General features: G+C 63.6%; 17 protein-coding genes. 2 read left to right on the forward strand and 15 right to left on the reverse strand.

From position 1 onward, the window contains the following. Positions 1–440: 440 nt before the first annotated feature. The 9 genes from JW929_12990 to JW929_13030 form a co-directional block, all read right to left on the reverse strand. Positions 441–1,349 carry a hypothetical protein gene (locus JW929_12990; GenBank protein MBN1440316.1) on the reverse strand — a complete coding sequence of 303 codons (909 nt, stop codon included), beginning with the start codon at positions 1,347–1,349 and terminating at the stop codon, positions 441–443. Between the two features lie 4 nt (positions 1,350–1,353). Beyond that, complete coding sequence (locus JW929_12995; GenBank protein ID MBN1440317.1) at positions 1,354–1,821, reverse strand: PspC domain-containing protein; 468 nt, start codon at positions 1,819–1,821, stop codon at positions 1,354–1,356. 19 nt (positions 1,822–1,840) lie between these two features. Next, a complete protein-coding gene (locus tag JW929_13000; protein ID MBN1440318.1) occupies positions 1,841–2,641 on the reverse strand; it encodes a hypothetical protein in 801 nt (266 codons plus the stop codon). Next, the gene (locus JW929_13005; protein MBN1440319.1) at positions 2,638–3,198 is read right to left on the reverse strand and encodes a hypothetical protein; all 561 of its coding nucleotides are present in this window, start codon (positions 3,196–3,198) and stop codon (positions 2,638–2,640) included. Before JW929_13005 ends, JW929_13000 begins: the two co-directional genes overlap by 4 nt. Positions 3,199–3,685: 487 nt before the next feature. Continuing rightward, positions 3,686–4,879, reverse strand: a complete 1,194-nt coding sequence (galK, locus tag JW929_13010; GenBank protein ID MBN1440320.1) for a galactokinase — start codon at positions 4,877–4,879, stop codon at positions 3,686–3,688. Next, positions 4,876–6,534 (reverse strand): helicase-associated domain-containing protein, encoded by a 1,659-nt coding sequence (locus JW929_13015; protein ID MBN1440321.1) that lies wholly within the window; start codon positions 6,532–6,534, stop codon positions 4,876–4,878. The genes galK and JW929_13015 overlap by 4 nt, the downstream gene beginning before the upstream one ends. Before the next feature lie 2 nt (positions 6,535–6,536). Next, on the reverse strand, positions 6,537–7,451 hold the full coding sequence (locus JW929_13020) for a diacylglycerol kinase family lipid kinase (protein MBN1440322.1): 915 nt from the start codon (positions 7,449–7,451) through the stop codon (positions 6,537–6,539). A 1,197-nt stretch (positions 7,452–8,648) separates the two neighbouring features. Continuing rightward, a complete protein-coding gene (locus JW929_13025) occupies positions 8,649–9,920 on the reverse strand; it encodes an MFS transporter (GenBank protein MBN1440323.1) in 1,272 nt (423 codons plus the stop codon). Position 9,921: 1 nt separating this feature from the next. Next, the gene (locus tag JW929_13030) at positions 9,922–10,536 is read right to left on the reverse strand and encodes an HAD family phosphatase (protein MBN1440324.1); all 615 of its coding nucleotides are present in this window, start codon (positions 10,534–10,536) and stop codon (positions 9,922–9,924) included. Between the two features lie 123 nt (positions 10,537–10,659). Here JW929_13030 and JW929_13035 point away from each other — a divergent pair, with 123 nt between their 5' ends. Next, positions 10,660–11,292, forward strand: a complete 633-nt coding sequence (locus JW929_13035) for an MgtC/SapB family protein (protein ID MBN1440325.1) — start codon at positions 10,660–10,662, stop codon at positions 11,290–11,292. Here the strand turns inward: JW929_13035 and JW929_13040 are convergent. From JW929_13040 to JW929_13055, 4 genes are all read right to left on the reverse strand, one after another. After that, the gene (locus JW929_13040; protein ID MBN1440326.1) at positions 11,257–11,790 is read right to left on the reverse strand and encodes a GNAT family N-acetyltransferase; all 534 of its coding nucleotides are present in this window, start codon (positions 11,788–11,790) and stop codon (positions 11,257–11,259) included. The genes JW929_13035 and JW929_13040 overlap by 36 nt on opposite strands. Before the next feature lie 311 nt (positions 11,791–12,101). Beyond that, entirely contained in the window at positions 12,102–12,968 is an 867-nt protein-coding gene (locus JW929_13045) for an SPFH/Band 7/PHB domain protein (protein MBN1440327.1), read from the reverse strand. 26 nt (positions 12,969–12,994) lie between these two features. Continuing rightward, positions 12,995–14,866, reverse strand: a complete 1,872-nt coding sequence (locus JW929_13050; protein MBN1440328.1) for a S9 family peptidase — start codon at positions 14,864–14,866, stop codon at positions 12,995–12,997. 1 nt (position 14,867) lies between these two features. After that, the gene (locus JW929_13055; protein ID MBN1440329.1) at positions 14,868–15,458 is read right to left on the reverse strand and encodes a hypothetical protein; all 591 of its coding nucleotides are present in this window, start codon (positions 15,456–15,458) and stop codon (positions 14,868–14,870) included. A gap of 341 nt (positions 15,459–15,799) precedes the next feature. Between JW929_13055 and JW929_13060 the strand changes: the two genes are divergently transcribed. Beyond that, positions 15,800–16,273, forward strand: a complete 474-nt coding sequence (locus JW929_13060) for a hypothetical protein (GenBank protein ID MBN1440330.1) — start codon at positions 15,800–15,802, stop codon at positions 16,271–16,273. A gap of 85 nt (positions 16,274–16,358) precedes the next feature. Here the strand turns inward: JW929_13060 and JW929_13065 are convergent, their stop codons facing one another. Together JW929_13065 and JW929_13070 are read right to left on the reverse strand one after the other, a co-directional pair. Then, the gene (locus tag JW929_13065) at positions 16,359–16,775 is read right to left on the reverse strand and encodes a low molecular weight phosphatase family protein (GenBank protein MBN1440331.1); all 417 of its coding nucleotides are present in this window, start codon (positions 16,773–16,775) and stop codon (positions 16,359–16,361) included. A 1-nt stretch (position 16,776) separates the two neighbouring features. Next, positions 16,777–18,513: a proline--tRNA ligase gene (locus JW929_13070; GenBank protein MBN1440332.1), complete on the reverse strand. Its 1,737-nt coding sequence runs from the start codon at positions 18,511–18,513 to the stop codon at positions 16,777–16,779. Positions 18,514–18,599: the final 86 nt, after the last annotated feature.

An 18,599-nucleotide genomic window follows, 5' to 3' on the forward strand; every position in this document is an offset into this window, starting at 1 on the left:
CGCCGGGATGACGATCACTCCCCGCTCCCGGCTTGGATCGCGCCGGGATGACGAACACTCCTGGATCCCGGCTTGGATCGCGCCGGGATGACGAACACTCCCCGCTCCCGGCTTGGATCGCGCCGGGATGACGATCACTCCTCACTCCCGGCTTGGATCGCGCCGGGATGACGGCCAAACAACCAGAAGGCGCCGACGACACGCTTCGTTCCCGGATAAGATTGTCGGAATTGAATCGAAACCGTTTGGAAAAGTCGGCCTCTCCCGCACGGCTCGCGCTTCTGGTAGGCATGGCGAGGGGTTGGGCCGGGGACGCCCCTGCCCCGCCCTGGAGAAACCGCAACTGTGCTGGGCCGGTCTTGTTCCGCGATCTATACGAAAAAGCGACGCGCCGTTTTCCGGCGTGTCGCTGTATAAGGATAACGATAAACCCGCTTGCGCTAAGAGAGGATCTCCGCTTCACCCACTCCGACGCTTATTTCGATGCGGATTTGATATTCTTCTTCGGAGTAGTTGGGAGAAGTGTACGATTGTCCCCAGAAGCCCGAACCGTTGGGAAGCTGGCAATTGCCGACTCCCGTTGTGCACTGGACCTTCACCCCGGCGCCATCCGGCAGGTAAACCTCAGCCGATCCGGCGCCGATGCTGACGTTGACGTCGATATCCGATCCCGCCGGAAGCTTGAGAACCAGGGATCCGGCGCCGATGCGCGCTTCCACCGACGTCACCTGCAGTTGGCTAAGGTCGGCGACGATTTCCCCCGCCCCCAGCGAAAGGTCGAACACCAGCGGAATCCGGCGCGAGAAATCCAGATCCCAGGTATAGCCGTCGCCCGTATAGAAGATGGTGCTCCGCGGCCAGTTGCTTTTCACGGCCACATAGACCTTGCTGCCGGAAAAATTGTGGCTGGAGGTCACCTCCTCGGTCGGCGCTTGGCGGATTCTCCCGGCGACGACGTTCCCGGAATCTTCCGGAAGACTGCCGATCTCCATTTTCCCGGCGTCCATGGAAAGGTCGATTTGTCCCGAGGCGGCGTCTCCCAGCGCATAGGAGAGCTCATCCGTTTCGAGTCTCGTTTCCCGCGCCGGAGCGTTTCCCATCAGGAACAACCCGCCGGCCAGCAAGCCGAGGATCACGGCCAGCGAGGCCAGCGCCCCCAGGAAGGACCGGCGCGCGATCAGGATATCGGCGCCGACGGCGATGATGATCAGCGGCCAAAACCGGAAGACGATCTCCCACAGGCTCCATTGGACAAGTTTCATTTGCTGCAACAGCAGCACCATCCCCAAACCGATGAGGATGAACGGGCCGACGATGCTCGGTCCGTGACTCCGCGATTGTCCGCTCATGGCGTTAATTCTCCTTCCGCGCGCCGCGGATGATCAGCGCCGCACCGACCACGATCAGCAGGATCGGCCACAGGGCCGACCAATTCATCCAGGCGGTCAGCCATTCGAGTCCGAGCATATCCGCCACCCGCTCGGCGACCAGCACCACGCCGAGGACGATCAACCCCACGCCGATCCAGAATCCCGCCTGCGGATGGGGGGTTTGCGCAACGTGACGGATATCCTCACCCACCCCCTTCATGCCTTCGGCCAGCCGGTCGCCGACGCTTCCCGACACGGCCTCGGCCCCCCCCTCCACCGGCACCAAGATCCACAGAATGAGGTAAAGCAGAAAGCCGAAGCCCTGCGTTAAGAGCAGCAACAGGAAAATCAGCCGAACGATGGTCGGATCGATCCCCAGGTATTTGCCCAATCCGCCGCACACGCCTCCCAGAAATCGGTCGGTCCGGCTTCGTACCAGTCTTCCACTCATGTTTTTCTCTCCTTCTTCACTATCGAATCTCAACCGCGCCGACGCCGGTTTCGATCCGGATGTCGGCCGCGTTCTCCGCCCGGTCGAAATCGGCGGATTGATAGCCCTTGCCGCTGCGCGGGAATCGGTTCTGATCCACGCTGATGCCGGCCAAGCCGCTCTCCACCGCGATTCGCGCCGCCACCCCGTCCGGAATGCGCAGGACAACGGAGGCCGCGCCGGACGACACCTGTACGCGGATTTTCCCGGCCCGTGCCGGAAGCGTCATTTCGGTGGAGGACGCTCCGGTCTTAAGACGTATGTCTTCGGCCTTCAAGGTGCTGAAATCCAGGCGGGATTCCCCCGCCCCGGTCTCCAGGTCGAGGGTCATGGGAATGCTTTCGTTCAAACGCATATCCCAGACGATCGGAGTCCACGGTCCGAAGATCCAAGGGCCGCCGAAATTCATCCACACGTCGTCCGGGACGCGCAACTCCGCGTCGAGCAGGTCGCCCTGACGGTATTCCGTGTGCCGCAGGCCGCCGGTGAAGGAACCCTCGGCCAGCGCGTTGGATCCGGCGCCTTCGCGCACCAACAGCCGCCCGGCTCCGTGGCGGATGCGGACGTCCGCCCGGGAGGCGCCCTGCAGGGGGATGGTCACCGCTTCGACAGCCGAGGCCGCCGGTCGGATCCGCGCCCAGATCAGGAACCAGACTCCGATGAAGATCAGCGCTACCGGCCATAGGAAAGGCCAAACATTGACCCCCAGCAGATTGCCCGCCGTCAGCGCCGCGCCGGCCAGGATGGCGAGAGTCCCCCAGAAAACCGCCCCGTATTTCATGACGGCCCTCCCGCCTGCGGCCCGGACGACCCGCCCGAGGAGCCGATCCGGCTGAACAGCGGCTTCAGCATGACCACCAAGCCGAGCGCGATCAGCAGAACCGGAACGGTTATGCCGACTGTCTCAATTCCGCCGAAGAGCGAGCCGAAAATCAGGAAGGCGGCTAGGCTGAAGATGATCGGGCCCAGGGCGTCGTTCAATCCCTTGAGCGGCCGGCCTTGAAGCAGCTCGTTGAGGAAAATTCCGACGCCGACAAAGCCGGGGATCAGCGTCCAGGCATAGTTCCAGGTGAAAAAACCGGCGCCGAGCGCGGTCTGCCAGTAGAAGATGCCGCCGATGCCGGCGATGATGCACACCGGGATGATCATCCCGGACGCGCCGGTGGCGATCCCGATCAGCGCCAGGATCAGCGCCACGGCGAAGAGCACCAGCGCCGGCGCGTTTTCGCCGCGGAAGATGCCGCTTAATCCGGGCACGATTTGAAAGACAAGGAACACAACGCCCAAGAGGATGAGCGCCAAGCCGGTGCGGATGCTGGAACGGGTGGGTGAACTCATGGAAGAACCTCCTCGTTATGATGAAAGGCTGAGATCCGCGCATGAAAGCCGGATGATTTGCTTCTACAGTACCATATACGCTGGGGAAAATGTTGCGTTTTCCCATCCCCAACCAGGCCGGTTTCGTGCCGAAAAACGGCCTAAATCCGGTAATGGCACCCGGATTGGAATTTTCCACCTCGGTCGGAATTATGGAAAGACGCGCGGCCTGCTCTCGCTCCAGGTTCAGACCGCCCCATTTGCGTTAACTGCCTCCCGGGGCGCTGCCCCCGAACGATTTCCTCGGGAACCCAAAGAAGGACATGCGGAGCCCGGCCCGGACCACGCTTGGCTGACGATCAGACGGCGGCAATCCTCAATTGGGAGGAAGCCATGACTGAACGCGTTTATCAACCCCAAGCGTGTGGAAAAATCTTGGTTTTACCCAGTTGTACTTTTAGACAGGCCTTCACCGGCTTTTGTTACAACAACCACCCGAGCAGCCGCCTCAAGAGCTTTCAACCCAGTCCGCTCCTTCGGCCGGCCGGGTCGCCACCACTTCGGGAGGAATTCCGGTGGCGTCGAAATACTTGGTCGCGAGGAGATCAACGAACGTATCCGCCTGTTCCCGTTCCACCAGTTGGATGGTGCAGCCGCCGAATCCGGCGCCGGTCAGACGGGCGCCGAAACAGCCAGGGATAGACCTCGCCGCCCCGGCCATCGCGTCCAACTCCGGAACGCTCACCTGGTACAGATCCCGCAGGCTGGCATGGCCGGCGTCCATCAACTCCCCAGCGGCGGCCAAGTCGCCGCGCCGCAGGGCGTCGGCCGTCAGCAGAGTCCGCTCGCATTCCATCACCACGTGCTCCGCGCGCCTGCGGACCACTTCCGGAAGGCTGTCGCCCGCCGAGCGCAGCATCCCCGGGGTGACGTCGCGTAGCGCCCGGACCTGCGGATGCGACCGGGCGAGGATGTTCACCGCCTGCTCGCACTGCGCGCGCCGCTCGTTGTAGGCGCCGTCCCCCAGCTTGTGGCGCACCCGGGTGTCGGCGATCACCAGCACGGCGGACGGCGGGATCGGGATCGGCTCGTATTCCATCGAACGGCAGTCCAGCAACAGGGCGCAGCCCTCCCTGCCATGGAGGGAGGCGAATTGGTCCATCAGACCGCAGCGGACTCCGGTGAAGCTGTGTTCCGCCTCCTGGCAAGCGCGGGCCAGATCCATCCGCGGCGCGCTCCACCCGCCGGCCGCCTGAAACGCGAGCGCGAACGCGACCTCGAGCGCCGCCGACGAGCTCAATCCGGATCCGATCGGGACGGAGGAGGAAAACACCCCGCGCAGGCCGGGAACCCGGAACCCGCGGCGGGCCAGCGCCCAAGCCACTCCCGCCGCATACCGGGCCCACGGCGGATAGGCGCCGGCCTGCTCCTCGGCGCTCTTCGCGGGATCCGGCAGGGGCAGCGAAACGCGCTCGTCGACGTCGGGGGCGGAGATCTCGAGCACCGGATCGGCGCGGGGAGCCGCAGCCAGATAAACCGCGCGCTCGATGGCGGCCGGCAACACCCAGCCTTCGTTGTAATCGGTGTGCTCCCCGATCAGATTAACCCGCCCCGGAGCGCGCGCGATTCCCGCCGGCGCCGAGCCGAATTGCTCCCGGAAGGCGGCCGTGACCCTGGCTTCGATCTGCGGATTGCGGCTCATCCCTCGTCTTCCTCCTCGAGCAGGAATCCCTCCTCGATCAACCGCGTGCGCAGGCGGTTGGCTCCCAGCCTCGCGACGACGTACACCGGCCCCTCCAATCGGACGAGCGTGCCGCGGTCGCGTTCCGCCAGCGCAGCGATCCGCCGGGCCGCTTCCTCGTTGCGGGGCAGTAGGATTTTTCCGGGGCGGACCGCGGCTTCCGTGCCGCGCTCCTCCCATCGCCGGAGTGCTCCGGCCAGAGCGGCGGGAACCTTGCCGGCGAGGCTCTCCAGCAGCGGCAAGATGTGCGCCGCGCGGACTCCCTGTTCGCGGGCTCGGGCCAGCGCGCGCGGGGTGATCCGGTAGACGTACGCCCCGCCTTTCGGCTCCAGCCAATCCGCACAGCGCGCCAACTGGTAGCGCAGAAGCGGGGCCGTTTCCGGCAGGACGACCAGCGAGCCGTCGGGGCGGATCCGCGCCCGCGCCGGAACACCTGCCGCGGACTCGGATTCCTCATCCCACAGCGCGGCGGCCTGCGGGGTGAAGCGGAAGGCTTTGGGATTCCCGCGCGGCGTCGTCTCCACGGCGCCCAACCAGGCCAGCGGGCCTGAGAAATAAAATCGAACCAGGGCGCCTTCCACGCGGTCCCAGGAATCCAACCCGCGCAGGAATTCCCCCGAGTCGTCGCGCAACCGCCAGACGTCGAATTCCGAAGCCGGCCGCTGGAATTCAAGGTCGGTGCGGTGGATCGCCGCCGCGGCGGATTCTATGGTGCACCATTCCCCCCGCGGAACGGCGCGGACCGCTTTCAGAAAATTCCTCCGCGCGCGGACCGGATCGTTCGGCCACGCCGCCTCGGCCGAGGAAACCCCGACGTGGGCCAGGTCGTTCCACGCGCCGGAATCGCGCCAGGCTTTGAGCAGGAACGCGGCCGACTCCTCCACCGTCCGCTCGAGGAACGCGCGCGCGGTGTCCGGCTCCGGCTGCAGCGGATCCCCGCGGAGCAGTCCTTTTTCCAGGAGCAGGCAGGAAAGGAACGGCAGGGCGTCCGGTTCTTTCAGGTGCAAATCCAAGGCTCGGGCAGCTCCCGGAGTCCGGATACCGCGGTGCGCCGGCGGGGGCCAATTGCGCGCATAGGCCAGGATGGTACAGGCGTCTTGCGCGCTCCGGAACTTGGCTTGCATCGGTTGTTCCTGCCGGCCGGGCTGGTAGGAAAGCAGGCTCCATTCGGAGGCGGGCGATTCCGCGCCGGCGGGGATCAGCGCTTCGAGGTCCCCGGGAAGAAAAACGTATTCCTGCGCGCCGCTTCCCGCGCGGATGAAAGCCCGCCCGATCCAACCGGAGTACCACAAAGCTTCCGAGACCGACGCCGGATTGCGCCAGGGTTGTTCGCGCTGGCGGCGGGCCGGACCCATCGAGCGGATTTCGCCGAAACGGTGAAAGAACTCGGCCACCGGGATCTTCCCGCCCTTGGCGCGCAGCGCGGCCACGGCCTGGCGCAAGGGCGGAGGCAGCGCGCGGTAGACCTCCGCAATCCGCTCCGGATTGAGAACGGCGACGATCAATTCCGAAACCGGATCCCGGGACGATGCGGGGTATTCCACGCCCCAGGCCTGCGCCACCACCCGCCAGTGATCCGCGCTTTCATCCTGCAGGGCGTGCAGCAGAGTCAGCATCGTCAGACGGCCACCCGCAGGGCTTGCGGCACGACGTTCACTTCCACGCTTCGGACGTCGGCTTCGTAGGGGGCGAACATTTCGCCGTCGGCCTGGATCGGAAGCGCGCGATCGGCCCGCAGACGCAGAGACCGGAAGCGTCCCAGCCGCACGCACGGGAAACGGCCGTGGGTGCCGCGCATGACTTCCGGCAGCAAGCGCAGCATCCCCAGGCGGGAGATGGAGTCGATCCGCAAGTAATCCAACCAGCCGTCGTTCATTTCGGCGCCCGGCGCGAAGCGAAATCCCCCGCCCTCGCGCGCCCCGTTGCCAATGGTCAGCATCAGGTACTTCCCGGCCGTTCTTTCCCCGTCCATCTCGATTTCCATCCGCGGCCGTTCGAATCGTAGCACGATCGTTTTAAGGATGGCCGCGAGATACATCCAGAATCCGCGCAGCCAGGGAATGGTGCGGGATTGGAGGTTAATTGCCGCGTCGAAGCCGATCCCGAGGACATTGCACCAGTATTCGATCCGGCCGGCCGCATCCCGGACTTGGCCGAGGTCGACCGGTTTGAACTCTCCGCCCTTGCAGATGCGGTGCACGGCGGCGGCCGGCTCCGGTGGTACGCCGACGCCGGCGGCAAAATCATTGCCCGATCCCAGCGGGACAACTCCCAAATTCGGCCGCCGTTCCGGTTCGACTTGCATCAGCCCGTTGATCACTTCATGAACGGTTCCGTCGCCGCCCAGGGCCGCCACCGTCGAATATCCCCGGCGGGCGGCTTCGGCGGCGAGATCGCAGGCATGGCCGGGATAATCGGTCCCGATCCAGTCGGCGCCGCCCCATTCGTCGGACAGATGGCGCAGGTCACCCGCGATCTGATAGGACCTTCCGCGGTTCGCCTCCGGATTGTAAATCATGCGGATCTCATGCATAGGTTTTTCCTGGAAGATGCGGCGAACTCTCCGGCTGAATTATATAGGAAACGGAGCCACTGCTCAGCCGGCGACCGTCATGCCGGCCTCAAACACCCCCGCTGTGCGAGGGCGGACGCCGTGATGATGAACCAACCCAAGACCTCCGCTATCGCTTTTTTGAGTTTTTTGCATGGAAATACCTCGCTTGAGATCGCGTCAAACCTTCCCCGGCGGGGCTAAAGCCCGCACTGATAGACTATGCCCGGCTGTGCCGGTCAAAAACCACTGGAAAAAGTGGTATCTTTCAAAAGGAAAATTCTCACCCCTCAAGGCAAAGCACCCCGGAACGACTTTTTCAACGATCTCAGCCTGAACGTTTTCGGCAGGGATTAATCTGACTCGCTTCAAAATAATTGCTATACGAAATCTCCCAGCGAACATCATTTACCCGGTTTTTTTGGTTGTTTTTTGCAGCGATTCAGGCAGCTTTTTTCGACGGAATTATCTCAGCATAACACCACCGGTGTTATTGGCTTTCTCCGTCCCTCCGGCGTGGCTTCCCCGCGCCCGCCCCCGCGCTCGCTCTCGCGCTTGCCCTCGCGAAGCGGGGCAAGCGGGGTTCGAAGCCGGGGTCTGGTATTTATCTACGATTTGCTGGATGCCGGCTGATTTTTCACCCCCGGCGAACAACACGCCCGGGGCGGGCGCCGGCATGACAATCGCCAGTTAGGTGATATTTAAAAATCCAATCGGTTGTTTTGTTTTGAGAGCGGTTTTTACGAAAGGACAGTCCACAATTTTGTTTTTTTTCACCCCGAACCTCTTGACTTAAGCTTCAATCGGCATACACTGTAGATACTTCATGAAAGCTCGGACGCTCCTGAGAATCAGGTGCGGGCGGCTTCAAACGAAAACCCGGTTTGCGCGCCCACATCCGTGCGATGGTACGGTTCGGGCAATGGATACCGAGGAATCGGTAAAACCGGTGGAGTGGTTTGAAGGGACGCCTGTCAGCTGTTCCCCGGCAGGGGATTCTCAGGATCAGCTTCTCCGGGCTTTCTGTTTTACACCGCAATCACCGAAAATCTCACCCTGAACGCAGGCCCCCCAGCCCGGTTACCAGGCGGGCACGAGCCCGTCTTTGTGGTTTATTCGTCGGGGAGCGGGTCGGCCAAGGGTCATATCACTCGACCAAATTCGAAGCTTTTTTCATTATCATCCGACGGCCGCGGCCGGAACGGGATTTTCCAACTTAAGGAAGAAAGCCCTCACGAACAGGATCGCCGCCGCATAGAGAACGGCAGTGGCGACGAACAGCGGCGGGAACCCCCACCGCCCCTGGATAAATCCGGAAAGGAACGGACCGACCGCCCATCCCCCCTGCAAAGCCATTTGAATCAGGCTGCTGGCCAAACCGCGCTTTCCCTCCGCGGTTTGTTCCATGCAAAACGAGGAATACAAGGGAATCGACATGTTCATCATCCCGGCCCGGAAGAAGAACGCCGCCGCCGCAACCGGAAACCATGGGCTGAAACCCAGGACCAGGAGGAAGACCAGCGACCCGGCCTGTGTGGCGATGATCGCCCGGATCCTCGACCCCAGCCGTCCGGCCACCCACGGCGAGAGGAAGGTCGCCGACCCGGTGCAAACGGCGGAAACCGAGAAGATCATCCCGAGGAGGGAATCGGAAACGGAGAAACGCTGCCGCAAGAACAAGTTCAAATACGGGATTAACATCGCCGCGCCGAGGCCGATCAGCAGGTTGGGGGTGATCATTTTCAGCAACAGATTCTTTTCCCCCGCACTCCAAACAGGGGCTCCCCCTTCCGCAAAGGAAGGCGCAGAGCCGGACGCGGACGGGACGTGCTTCATCATCAATAGCGGCGCCAGCGCCAGAAATCCGCAAATCGCTCCGACCAGGAGGACCGTCCGATAGGATTCCGCGCTTCCCGGCTCCAGGTTGAATAGGGCATTAAAACCGGCCGGCAATTGGCCGGCGATCAGGCTTCCCGCCGCCCCCGCCAGAATCTGCAAGCCGACGTTGGTGGAAAACAGCAGCGGGCGTTCTCCGGCGCCGGAATGCTTCATCAGGAACGGATTGACGCTTAGGTAGAACAGACAACTCCCCGCGCCCGTCAACGCCATTCCGGCAAGCAGGACCGCCGGGGAAGCGGCGAACAGCATCCCGCAAAAACCGGCATACGCCGACGCAATCCCCAGGAGCATGCTTTTTTGGAATCCCACCCGGTCCGCGAACCTCCCGAGCGGGATGCCCAGCGCCAGAGTCGCGACAGCGGGCGCGGAATTCGCCAGTCCCAGGAAATCCAACCCGTATCCGCGGGCGAGGATGTAGAAATTCAAAAACAGCTGGAGGAAAGCGACGGCGACGCCGTCCAGGAAAACGGCCAGGATCAGGAGTCGCGCGCTGCGCTGAAAGGAGGCAAACGGGAAGAACGGACTTCCGTCTGCGAAGCGTTCACCGCCCATCTCACAAAGGTTTGGCGTGGAGGAAAATGGTGCGGACCTTCTCGATCGCGCGATGCGGCTCTGTGAACAGCACGGCTTGGATCCCGATCCGGCGGGCGCCGTCCACGTTTTCCGCAAAATCGTCGAAGAACAGCGCTTCTTCGGGGAAGAGGCCTAGGCGTTCCAGCGCAAGGCGGAAGATCTTTTCTTCGGGCTTGCGGCATTTTTCCGCGGCCGAGAAGAGAATTGCATCGAACGTCGCCGGATTGACCCACTTGGCCATCGCCGCCGGCGCACCCGGCCATCCGTTGCTGATCACGCCGGTGCGGATGCGGGAGCGGAGCCTGCGGATGAAGGCCAGTAGATTCTCGTCCCAGCGGTCCCCGGCGAAGAAATCTTCGCGCAGTTCCGCCAGCAGCTGCGGGCCGAGGTTCAAGGACCTTCCAACCTCGCACCAGACGTCCTTCTCCGCGGCCTCTCCGACGGTGGCGCGCCGGGCGGCCGGATTCTCGAACACCAGCCGGGCCAATTCCCCGGACGGCAGTCCGAGGCGTTGTTCCCAGCGTCTTCGCGGCTCCGGATCCTCGGTCCGCAGCAACACGCCGCCGATGTCGAAAAAAACCGCGCGAATGGGCATCCGTCACCTGCAACGCCGATTTCCGCGGGCGGGCAACCCGCTCCGCAATCCCGCTATTATACTGCTCCACGCCGGCGCAATCCGTTTTCCTGTACAATGCCTTTCTCCGCGGAGGAGGATGCCTTGTATTTATCAAACGAAGACCTGATGAAAATCCTGCTTTCGATCTTGGCCGGCGGCGCGATCGGATTGGAGCGCGAATTCCACGACAAGGCGGCCGGATTCCGGACGCTGATCTTCATCTGCGCCGGAGCCTCGCTGTTCACCATTTTTTCCATCCGGATCGGCAACGGCGATCCGGGACGGATCGCCGCCGCGCTGGTGACAGGGGTCGGGTTTCTCGGGGCCGGCGCGATCATGAAGGAAGGGTCACGGGTGATCGGCCTGACCACCGCCGCCACGATCTGGTACATCGCCGCGTTGGGGATGGGATTCGGCGCCGGGGAATTCGGGCTTTCGCTGTTGATGACGGGCATCGGCCTCGTGGTGCTGTGGATTTTTCCCTCCCTGGAGCACCGCATCGGCAACATCCGCGAGGAGCGGGAGTACGAACTGGAATTCCCCCTGCGTTCGGAGAAGGCCGCGGCGTTGGATGCCTTGTTCCGCGAACACCGCCTGTTCATCGTCGGGAAAAAACAGCAAAAATCCGGGAAAAACCTGACGTGCACCTGGCGGACCATCGGCTCCCCGGCCGATCAGGACTCGGTCCTGCAGACTCTCTTAAAGGACAGGGGGATTAGGTCGATCCGGTATTGACCCGCCCGCGGCGGAGGGGAACCGACTCAGCTTTTTTTCCATGATCCAACCCGCCTGCCCGTCGCGGTAATACTTCAGCACCTTGGAGTGATTCGCGTATCCGAACCGCTGGTACATCCGGATCGCCGCCAGGTTGTCCGCCCGGACCGTCAGGCGGACGGTGTCCCCCGGCAGAAGCGATTCACACCGCGCGAGCAACGCGGACCCCACCCCCCGGCGGCGGAACTCCGGATCCACGCCGATGGTGGTGATCATCGATACCCCCTCGTCCCAGGCCGGTTCGGCGATCGCCATTCCGATCAGCCGCCCCTCAACCGCGGCCTTCAACCGCACGCCACCCGGCCAAACCAACGCGCTCATCACATCCAACAGCGGCCAGGCGTCCTTGCCGAAGCAGACGCGTTCCAGGCGCAAAACCTGCCGCAGATCGCGCAGCGACACGGGCGAGATACGCAATCCTTCGACGGCCCTGCCGGCCGCAGCCGGATTCGCCTCCACTTCGGCTCCTTTCTCCAAAAAAGTCTGAAAAAGGCTTAGGAAAAAACCTGCGCAAGCGGGCCCGCAAATCCGTGGGGATCCGCCTGACCCGGCCGGGTCAAGCGGGGGGGAAGCCATCTCCCTCAGGAAAAAAGGAAATGGCCACATCGCCCCACAAAACCTCCCGCCTTCGCGACGCGGGGGCCGGAGCGGGGCCCGCAACGAAGTCGTTGGGCTTTTTCAGCGGCCTGAGAAACCGAGAACGGCGGAAGACGCCTTCCGCCGTTCCCGGACGTTTCCGGCGGCGCGCGAACGCCCGCCGGGCAGACGGGTCACTTCTTTCCGATCACGTTTTCGATCATGGACGTGAATTCCAGCGGGAAGATGTACTTGGTCGACGCGCCGGCGCCCAGCGCCTTGAGCGTGTCGAAGTACTGCAGGGTCATCGTCTTTTGGTCGATGCCCTGGGCGGCCTGGAAGATGGTTTGCAAGGCCTGGGCAAAGCCCTCCGCCCGCAGGATGTTCGCCTGGCGGTCGCCCTCCGCGGTGAGGATGGCCGACCGCTTCTGACCTTCGGCGACGTTGATCGCGGCGTCGCGGTTGCCTTCCGACTCAGTCACCGTGGCGCGGCGGACGCGCTCGGCGGCCATTTGGCGGTTCATCGCGTCCTGGACTTCGCGCGGGGCGATGATCTCGCGGATTTCGACGTTGGTCACCTTGACGCCCCAGCGCTCGGTAACCTCATCGAGCCGGGTGCGCAGCACCTGGTTGATGTGCTCGCGCTGGGAAAGAACGTCGTCGAGCGGAATGCCGCCGATGACCGAACGCAGGGTGGTGGTGGCCATGCCCTGGGCGGCCTGCTCGAACGAACCGACCTGGATCACGCTCGAGGTGGCGTCGAGGACCTTGAAGTACCAGAGAAAATCGATGTTGATCGGGGCGTTGTCCTTGGTGATGCAGACTTGGTGCCCGATCTCGCGGACTTGCTCGCGCAAATCCACCTTGCGCGGCTCATCGACGAACGGGATCAAGAGGATCAGCCCCGGCCCCTTGGCCCCGATGCAGCGGCCCAGGCGGAAGACCACCAGGCGCTCGTATTCGCGGACCACGCGGAAGACGTTGCCGATCAGGACGAGCAGCACGACCACCGCCACCGATCCGATGCACAAACCGGCGATAATAACGGATGATACTTCCATAGCAGCCTCCTATTGTGGGATGACGGTCAAGCAAACAGCACGTACCGGCTGAGAAATTCCTGCACCTCAGTATAATACGAGACGATGGTTTCGGCTTTTCTCCAGCCGTGGCCTTCTCCGGGAAAGCGGCGGTACAGGTGCGGAACTCCGCTGCGCATAAGCGCCCGGACGATCTCCTCGGATTGACCCGGCGGGACGGCGGTATCCTCCTCTCCCTGAAACACGGCCAGCGGATCGCGGATTCGATCCGCATGGAACACCGGCGACCAGTCGTGATACTTCTCCCGGGCTTCCGGGAGCGCGCCGACCAGCGTATCCAAATAGCGCATTTCGAACTTGTCGGCCTCGTTCTGAATGGTGAACAGATTGGCCACGCCGTACAGGCAGATGCCCGCGCAGAAGACGCCCGGATGGCGGATCAGGCAGTTTAGGACCGTATACCCTCCCGCGCTTCCGCCCTTGACCACCAAACGCCGCGGATCCGCCAAGCCGCGCTCGACGAGCGCCCGCGCGCCGGCGACCGTATCGATCACATCCGCCTCGCCCCAACGCCCGCGCAGCGCGTTGCGGTAGGAACGGCCGAAGCCCGTGCTGCCGCGGTAATTCACCGCCAGGCAGGCGTATCCGCGGCTGGTGAAGAACGCCGTATCGGCGGAGTAGGCCGCCGGAACCTGGGAGGTGGGGCCGCCGTGAACCAAGAGGATCGCCGGCGGCGGATCCTTCGCCGAGTAGCGCGGATTGTGCGCGGGGAAGAACAGGCCGTGCACCTCCGCGCCTTCCTCGGACCGCCAGGTGAACGGCTCGGGAACCGAATACTCCTCTGCCCCGAGCCGTTCAGGGCAGGCCTGCGCCTGGACAAGGATCCGCTTGTCGTGCTGGACGACGATCCGCTTGGGAATCACGCACGACGAGGCTACGTACGCCAACTCGTTCGCGGAGGACGAGACGGCGATCTGCGCCTGATCCGTGTAGGGAGACAAGGGCAGCGGGGTTGACCTTCCGGATTCCACGTCCACCGCATGGAGCGATCCGACGCCCTGCTCGCGTCGGATGAAGAAGATTTTCCGGCCGTCCCCCGACCAGCCGAAGGTCCGCAGACCCTGGGTCCACGCCGGTTCCGAGAGGACCGCATCCGCAACCAAGGTGCGCTTTTTCCCGCTCTCCAATTCCATCACGATGAGGGAATCCCACTCCCCCCGCTCTTCGATGTAGGCCAGATGCGCTCCGTCGGGGGAAAACGCGGGCTGGAACACCGGAACGTCAGCCGCCCCGGCGACCACCGTCACCTCCCCCAGGCGGGGCGGATCGAAGTCGATCCGCGCGCTGCGCAGTACTGTCCCGTCCCAAGGCATGTTGGGAAAGTTCCAATCCACCCAGGCGATCCGATCGCCGCGCGGGTGCCAGGCCGGCTGCATGTAGAAATCGGCGCCGCGGACCAACCGGCGGGGCCAATCGCGGCCTTCGGAATCCGCCAGGACAAGGGAATCCTCGTTCTCGTAAGAATGGACGTACAGCACCCACCTGCCGTCGGGCGATAGAGTTGGTCCAGCGGCGGCTCCGAATCCGGGGGTGATCGGCCGCGGGGCGCCGCCCGAGTATTCCACCCGGTGAAGCCTGCCGTCTTTTTCCGCAAAGACCGCGAACGAATTCCCGGGCGCGAAGGCCCCCCCGCCGTAGCCCACGCCGCCGCGGACATTGTGATCCTCGGTCAGGTCTTTGGGGATTTCCGCACCCTTGCGGTAAACCAGCACCCCCTTCCCGGACCTCCCCTCCAACCAAAGCAAGGCGCCGCCGTCGGGAGTCCATTGCACGTCCTCCAGGCGGATTTGCCGGCTCACGGAATTGGGCGTGACCGGGCTGACCCAGGTGCCGTAGGGGGCCAAGCGTTTCTCAGGCACTTTAAGATTCCTTTTCCACCGTCAGGATCAAGCCTTCGCGGGAGACGATCCGGACACGCGATCCGGCCGGGATGCGCTCCGCGGAACGGGCCGACCAGAGTTCGCTCGCCACTTGCACCGTTCCCTCCAGCAGAATATCGGTCTGGGCTTCCCCGGTCTGCCCGACGACAGCCGATGGATCCATCTGGTCGGGCTTCCGGCCGGCCTGGATGACTTTGCGAACCACGAGCCAGAAGAAGGCGCCCGTGCCCAGACTGGAGACGACCGCCAGCGGCCAGGATACGACCACGAATTCGCCCCGGCCGCCGCGGAACAGGAAGATCGATCCGATGCAGAACAGGACCACCGATATCAGCAGGAAAATTCCCTTCCGCGGGCGGGCGATTTCAATCAGGAAAGTAATCAAGGCGGCCGCCAGGATCGCGAGCGCCCACAAGTTGATGTTCAACCAGACGGCAAAAACCGCGGTGACGACCACGCCGACGCAGGCGGCAAATTCCAGCAAACCGGTGCCGGGCGAGGAAATGGCCAGAACCGTCAACCAGATCGATGCGATTAGGAAAAAATAGGCGATATCCTGGATTTGCAGCATAGCTCCTCCTTCAAAAAGACGCTTCCGACGTGATAATAATACCCCAAATGGATATACGCGTTCGGGGCGCAAACGGCGGAGGAAAGTCTCCTTCTCATGGCAAAAAAACCCGCACCAAGCCGAAAATTCCGCGCCTCCGGCCGGGGAAAACCCTGTTTCCGGCGACTTCCCCCAACCCGATTTATCCGCCGGTGCGCCGCGAAGCCCAAATTCGATGAAAAGCCGATCACCGGTCGTCAAATTCCATCGACCGGTGATCGGCACGGCCGGAAATCCTGCGAATCCGGTGCCGGACGCTCGGCCATTCCCGTTTCCGGTATACTCTTTCCGAAGGAACAGCCATGTCGATCGGCTTCCAACCATTTCTCTTCGACGACGCCCGGTTCCTCTCCCTGAAAAAGGGGGACGTCTTCCGCCGCATCCGGGCGTCGATTCCTCCAGGCAAACACTTCGACGGGGCGATCGACGGATACGACATCAAGAGTTTCCGAGTGGAAGAGGACCCTTACCGCCCCGTCGGCAGCCTCGTCGATTTTCTCTTCGAGCACATCCCGATGGAGAACGCGGAAAATCCCGAACTGCCCGCCATCCTGGCGCTGTTGGGGAATCTGACCGAACGCCATGGAAACCTGGCCGGCGAAACGGACCACATCTACCTCGGGTACCTGACCGCCGCCGAGGTGCGGGCTCTGCGCGGACAGCTGGAGCGCTGCCGCTACGACACCCTGCAGACGAAAAACGAAAAAGAGGCGATGGTGAAAATCCTCGACATCGCCGAGCGCCGCGAAACCGGATTAATCTTTTCCCAGATGTGACGACGCTTCTCTACCGTTAGCAGGGATAAAAAAGCCGGTGTGGACCGGCGTCTGCGCACCGTTGCGCCGCCGCGATCCCCCGCCTTTACGGGAGGCCGCGGATCAAATCCTCTACCTGCCGGCGGATCGTTTCCGCGGCTTCGCGGTAATCGCCCGCCGATCCGCCGTACGGATCGCGGATATCCCAAACGACCAGATCGGGAACGTCGGATCCGTCGGCGCGGAACAGGCCGGCCACGTCCCAATCCATGGCGATCACGGCCGCAAAATCCGATAAACGGACCGAAGCGACGTTTCTCGCCCGGTGCGCGGCGATATCGATCCCACGGCGCTTCATTTCCAAGACGGCCAAGCGCGAGGCCGGATTGCCGTCGACGGCTCCCACCCCCGCGCTTTCGGCAATCAGCTTCCGGCTTGGATACAACGCGTTGAAGAACCCTTCCGCCATGGGGCTGCGGCAAAGATTGCCATAGCACAGGAATAGGATTTTCCGCGGCTTCATCTCAAGGCTGCGGACCAGCCGGTTTTTTGCCCATGCGTTCCAGCGCGCGCGCCGCCTCGCCCGGAAGCGAATCCCAGGGGATGATCCGTTTTTCCGGCGCGCCGCGCGGTTTAAATTCCACCCCGCCCTCGCGCAGGGAGCGCTCGCTGACGGTCACGCGCAGGGGGAAACCCATCAAATCGGCGTCGGCGAATTTCACCCCTGCCCGCTCACTGCGGTCGTCGTAGAACACGTCGATCGACGCCGCGCGCAGGATGCGGTAGGCGCGCTCGGATTCCTCGGTGCATCCCAAGCCCACCAACGCCACGGCAAAGGGCGCCACCGCCGGCGGCCATATCAATCCGGCTTCGTCGCGGTATTCTTCGGCGATGCAAGCCATCAGGCGCCCCACCCCGATGCCGTAAGACCCCATCCACACCGGCCGCCGATTTCCTTCGCGGTCGAGAAAGCCGCAGCCCATCGGCTCGCTGTAGCGGGTGCCGAGCTGGAAGATGTTGCCCACCTCCACGCCGCGGCTGGCACGCATCGGCGCGCCGCATGCCGGACAGGCGTCGCCGTCGCGGGCGGCGGCGATATCGGCGGTTGCGTCCGGCAGATATTCGCGCCCGCAGTTCACGTTGCGCAGGTGGAACCCCTCCTCGTTGGCGCCGGCGATCAGGTTGGCCGAAGCCGCGATCGAATCGTCCGCGACAACAAACGCCCCGCGGACCCCGATCGGCGAGGCGTATCCGGGGACCGCCCCCGTCGCGCGGATCTCCTCATCCCGCGCCGGGCGCAGGTCGACAGCCCGGACCGCGTTGGCCAATTTGGTTTCGTTCACCTCCAGATCGCCGCGGATGACCGCGAACACCAGCCGGTCCGATATTTCCTCCGCCTCCGCAAGGTAGGCGACGAAGAACACCGCCTTGGCCGTGCGCGCGGGCGGAATCTTCAGAAAGGCCGTCAGGTCTTCGATCGACGTTATTCCCGGGGTGGCCACCTTTTCCACAGGCAACGGCGTTTCCTCCGCCGCGGCCGGTTTACGGAAGCGCGCGGCCTGGCGGTTGGCGCGGTACTCGCAGGAAGTGCAAAGCAGGATCGTATCCTCGCCGATTTCGGAGAGGTACATGAACTCGTGCGCCGTTTTGCCGCCCATCATCCCGCTGTCGGATCCGACCGCCACGGCCGGAAGCCCACAACGGCGGAAAATCCGCTCGTAGGCTTCGAGGTGCGCCCGGTATTGGATTTCCATCCCCTCCGCGGAGGAATCCAGGCTGTAAGAATCCAGCATGGTAAATTCGCGGACACGGATGAGCCCCGCCCGCGGACGGGGATCGTCGCGCCATTTGGTCTGGATGTGGTACACCAGGCGCGGCAGGTCGCGGTAGGAGCGGACCTCCGTCGCCGCCAGCGCGGAGACGGCCTCCTCGTGGGTCATGGCGAGAGCCAGATCGCGGCCCGTGCGGTCCCGCATCCGGCCCATCTCCGCGCCGATCTGCCCCCAGCGGCCGCTGCGCTTCCAGATTTCGGCCGGTTGGACCACGGGCATGAGCAATTCCTGCCCGCCGATGGCTTCCATCTCCTCGCGCAGGATGCGTTCGATCCGGTTTTTCACCCGGAGGCCGAGCGGAAGCAAGCTGAAGATGCCCGCCGCCAGCGGGCGCATGTATCCCGCGCGCAACAACAGCCGGCAGCCTGCTGTGTCGGCGCCGGAAGGATCCTCGTGCAGCGTGGTGCCGAAATGTTGCGAGTAACGCATGGTTCACATCCGGGAAAAGATCACAATCCCTTTTCCCGCAAAGCCGCAAAGAGCGCAAAGGAAAAAATATTGAAAAAATTGGCGCC

It is taken from the genome of Anaerolineales bacterium (assembly GCA_016928575.1).
Classification (GTDB): domain Bacteria; phylum Chloroflexota; class Anaerolineae; order Anaerolineales; family RBG-16-64-43; genus JAFGKK01.

What these genes read in the sequence shown, in the direction of transcription:
- JW929_13030 (MBN1440324.1), bottom strand. Translation starts at nt 10,536, where the DNA reads ATGCCCATTCGCGCGGTTTTTTTCGACATCGGCGGCGTGTTGCTGCGG.
- JW929_13065 (MBN1440331.1), bottom strand. Translation starts at nt 16,775, where the DNA reads ATGAAGCCGCGGAAAATCCTATTCCTGTGCTATGGCAATCTTTGCCGC.
- JW929_13005 (MBN1440319.1), bottom strand. Translation starts at nt 3,198, where the DNA reads ATGAGTTCACCCACCCGTTCCAGCATCCGCACCGGCTTGGCGCTCATC.
- JW929_13060 (MBN1440330.1), top strand. Translation starts at nt 15,800, where the DNA reads ATGTCGATCGGCTTCCAACCATTTCTCTTCGACGACGCCCGGTTCCTC.
- JW929_13020 (MBN1440322.1), bottom strand. Translation starts at nt 7,451, where the DNA reads ATGCATGAGATCCGCATGATTTACAATCCGGAGGCGAACCGCGGAAGG.
- JW929_13000 (MBN1440318.1), bottom strand. Translation starts at nt 2,641, where the DNA reads ATGAAATACGGGGCGGTTTTCTGGGGGACTCTCGCCATCCTGGCCGGC.
- JW929_13015 (MBN1440321.1), bottom strand. Translation starts at nt 6,534, where the DNA reads ATGCTGACTCTGCTGCACGCCCTGCAGGATGAAAGCGCGGATCACTGG.
- JW929_13055 (MBN1440329.1), bottom strand. Translation starts at nt 15,458, where the DNA reads ATGCTGCAAATCCAGGATATCGCCTATTTTTTCCTAATCGCATCGATC.
- JW929_13025 (MBN1440323.1), bottom strand. Translation starts at nt 9,920, where the DNA reads ATGGGCGGTGAACGCTTCGCAGACGGAAGTCCGTTCTTCCCGTTTGCC.
- JW929_13070 (MBN1440332.1), bottom strand. Translation starts at nt 18,513, where the DNA reads ATGCGTTACTCGCAACATTTCGGCACCACGCTGCACGAGGATCCTTCC.
- JW929_12995 (MBN1440317.1), bottom strand. Translation starts at nt 1,821, where the DNA reads ATGAGTGGAAGACTGGTACGAAGCCGGACCGACCGATTTCTGGGAGGC.
- JW929_12990 (MBN1440316.1), bottom strand. Translation starts at nt 1,349, where the DNA reads ATGAGCGGACAATCGCGGAGTCACGGACCGAGCATCGTCGGCCCGTTC.
- JW929_13045 (MBN1440327.1), bottom strand. Translation starts at nt 12,968, where the DNA reads ATGGAAGTATCATCCGTTATTATCGCCGGTTTGTGCATCGGATCGGTG.
- galK (MBN1440320.1), bottom strand. Translation starts at nt 4,879, where the DNA reads ATGAGCCGCAATCCGCAGATCGAAGCCAGGGTCACGGCCGCCTTCCGG.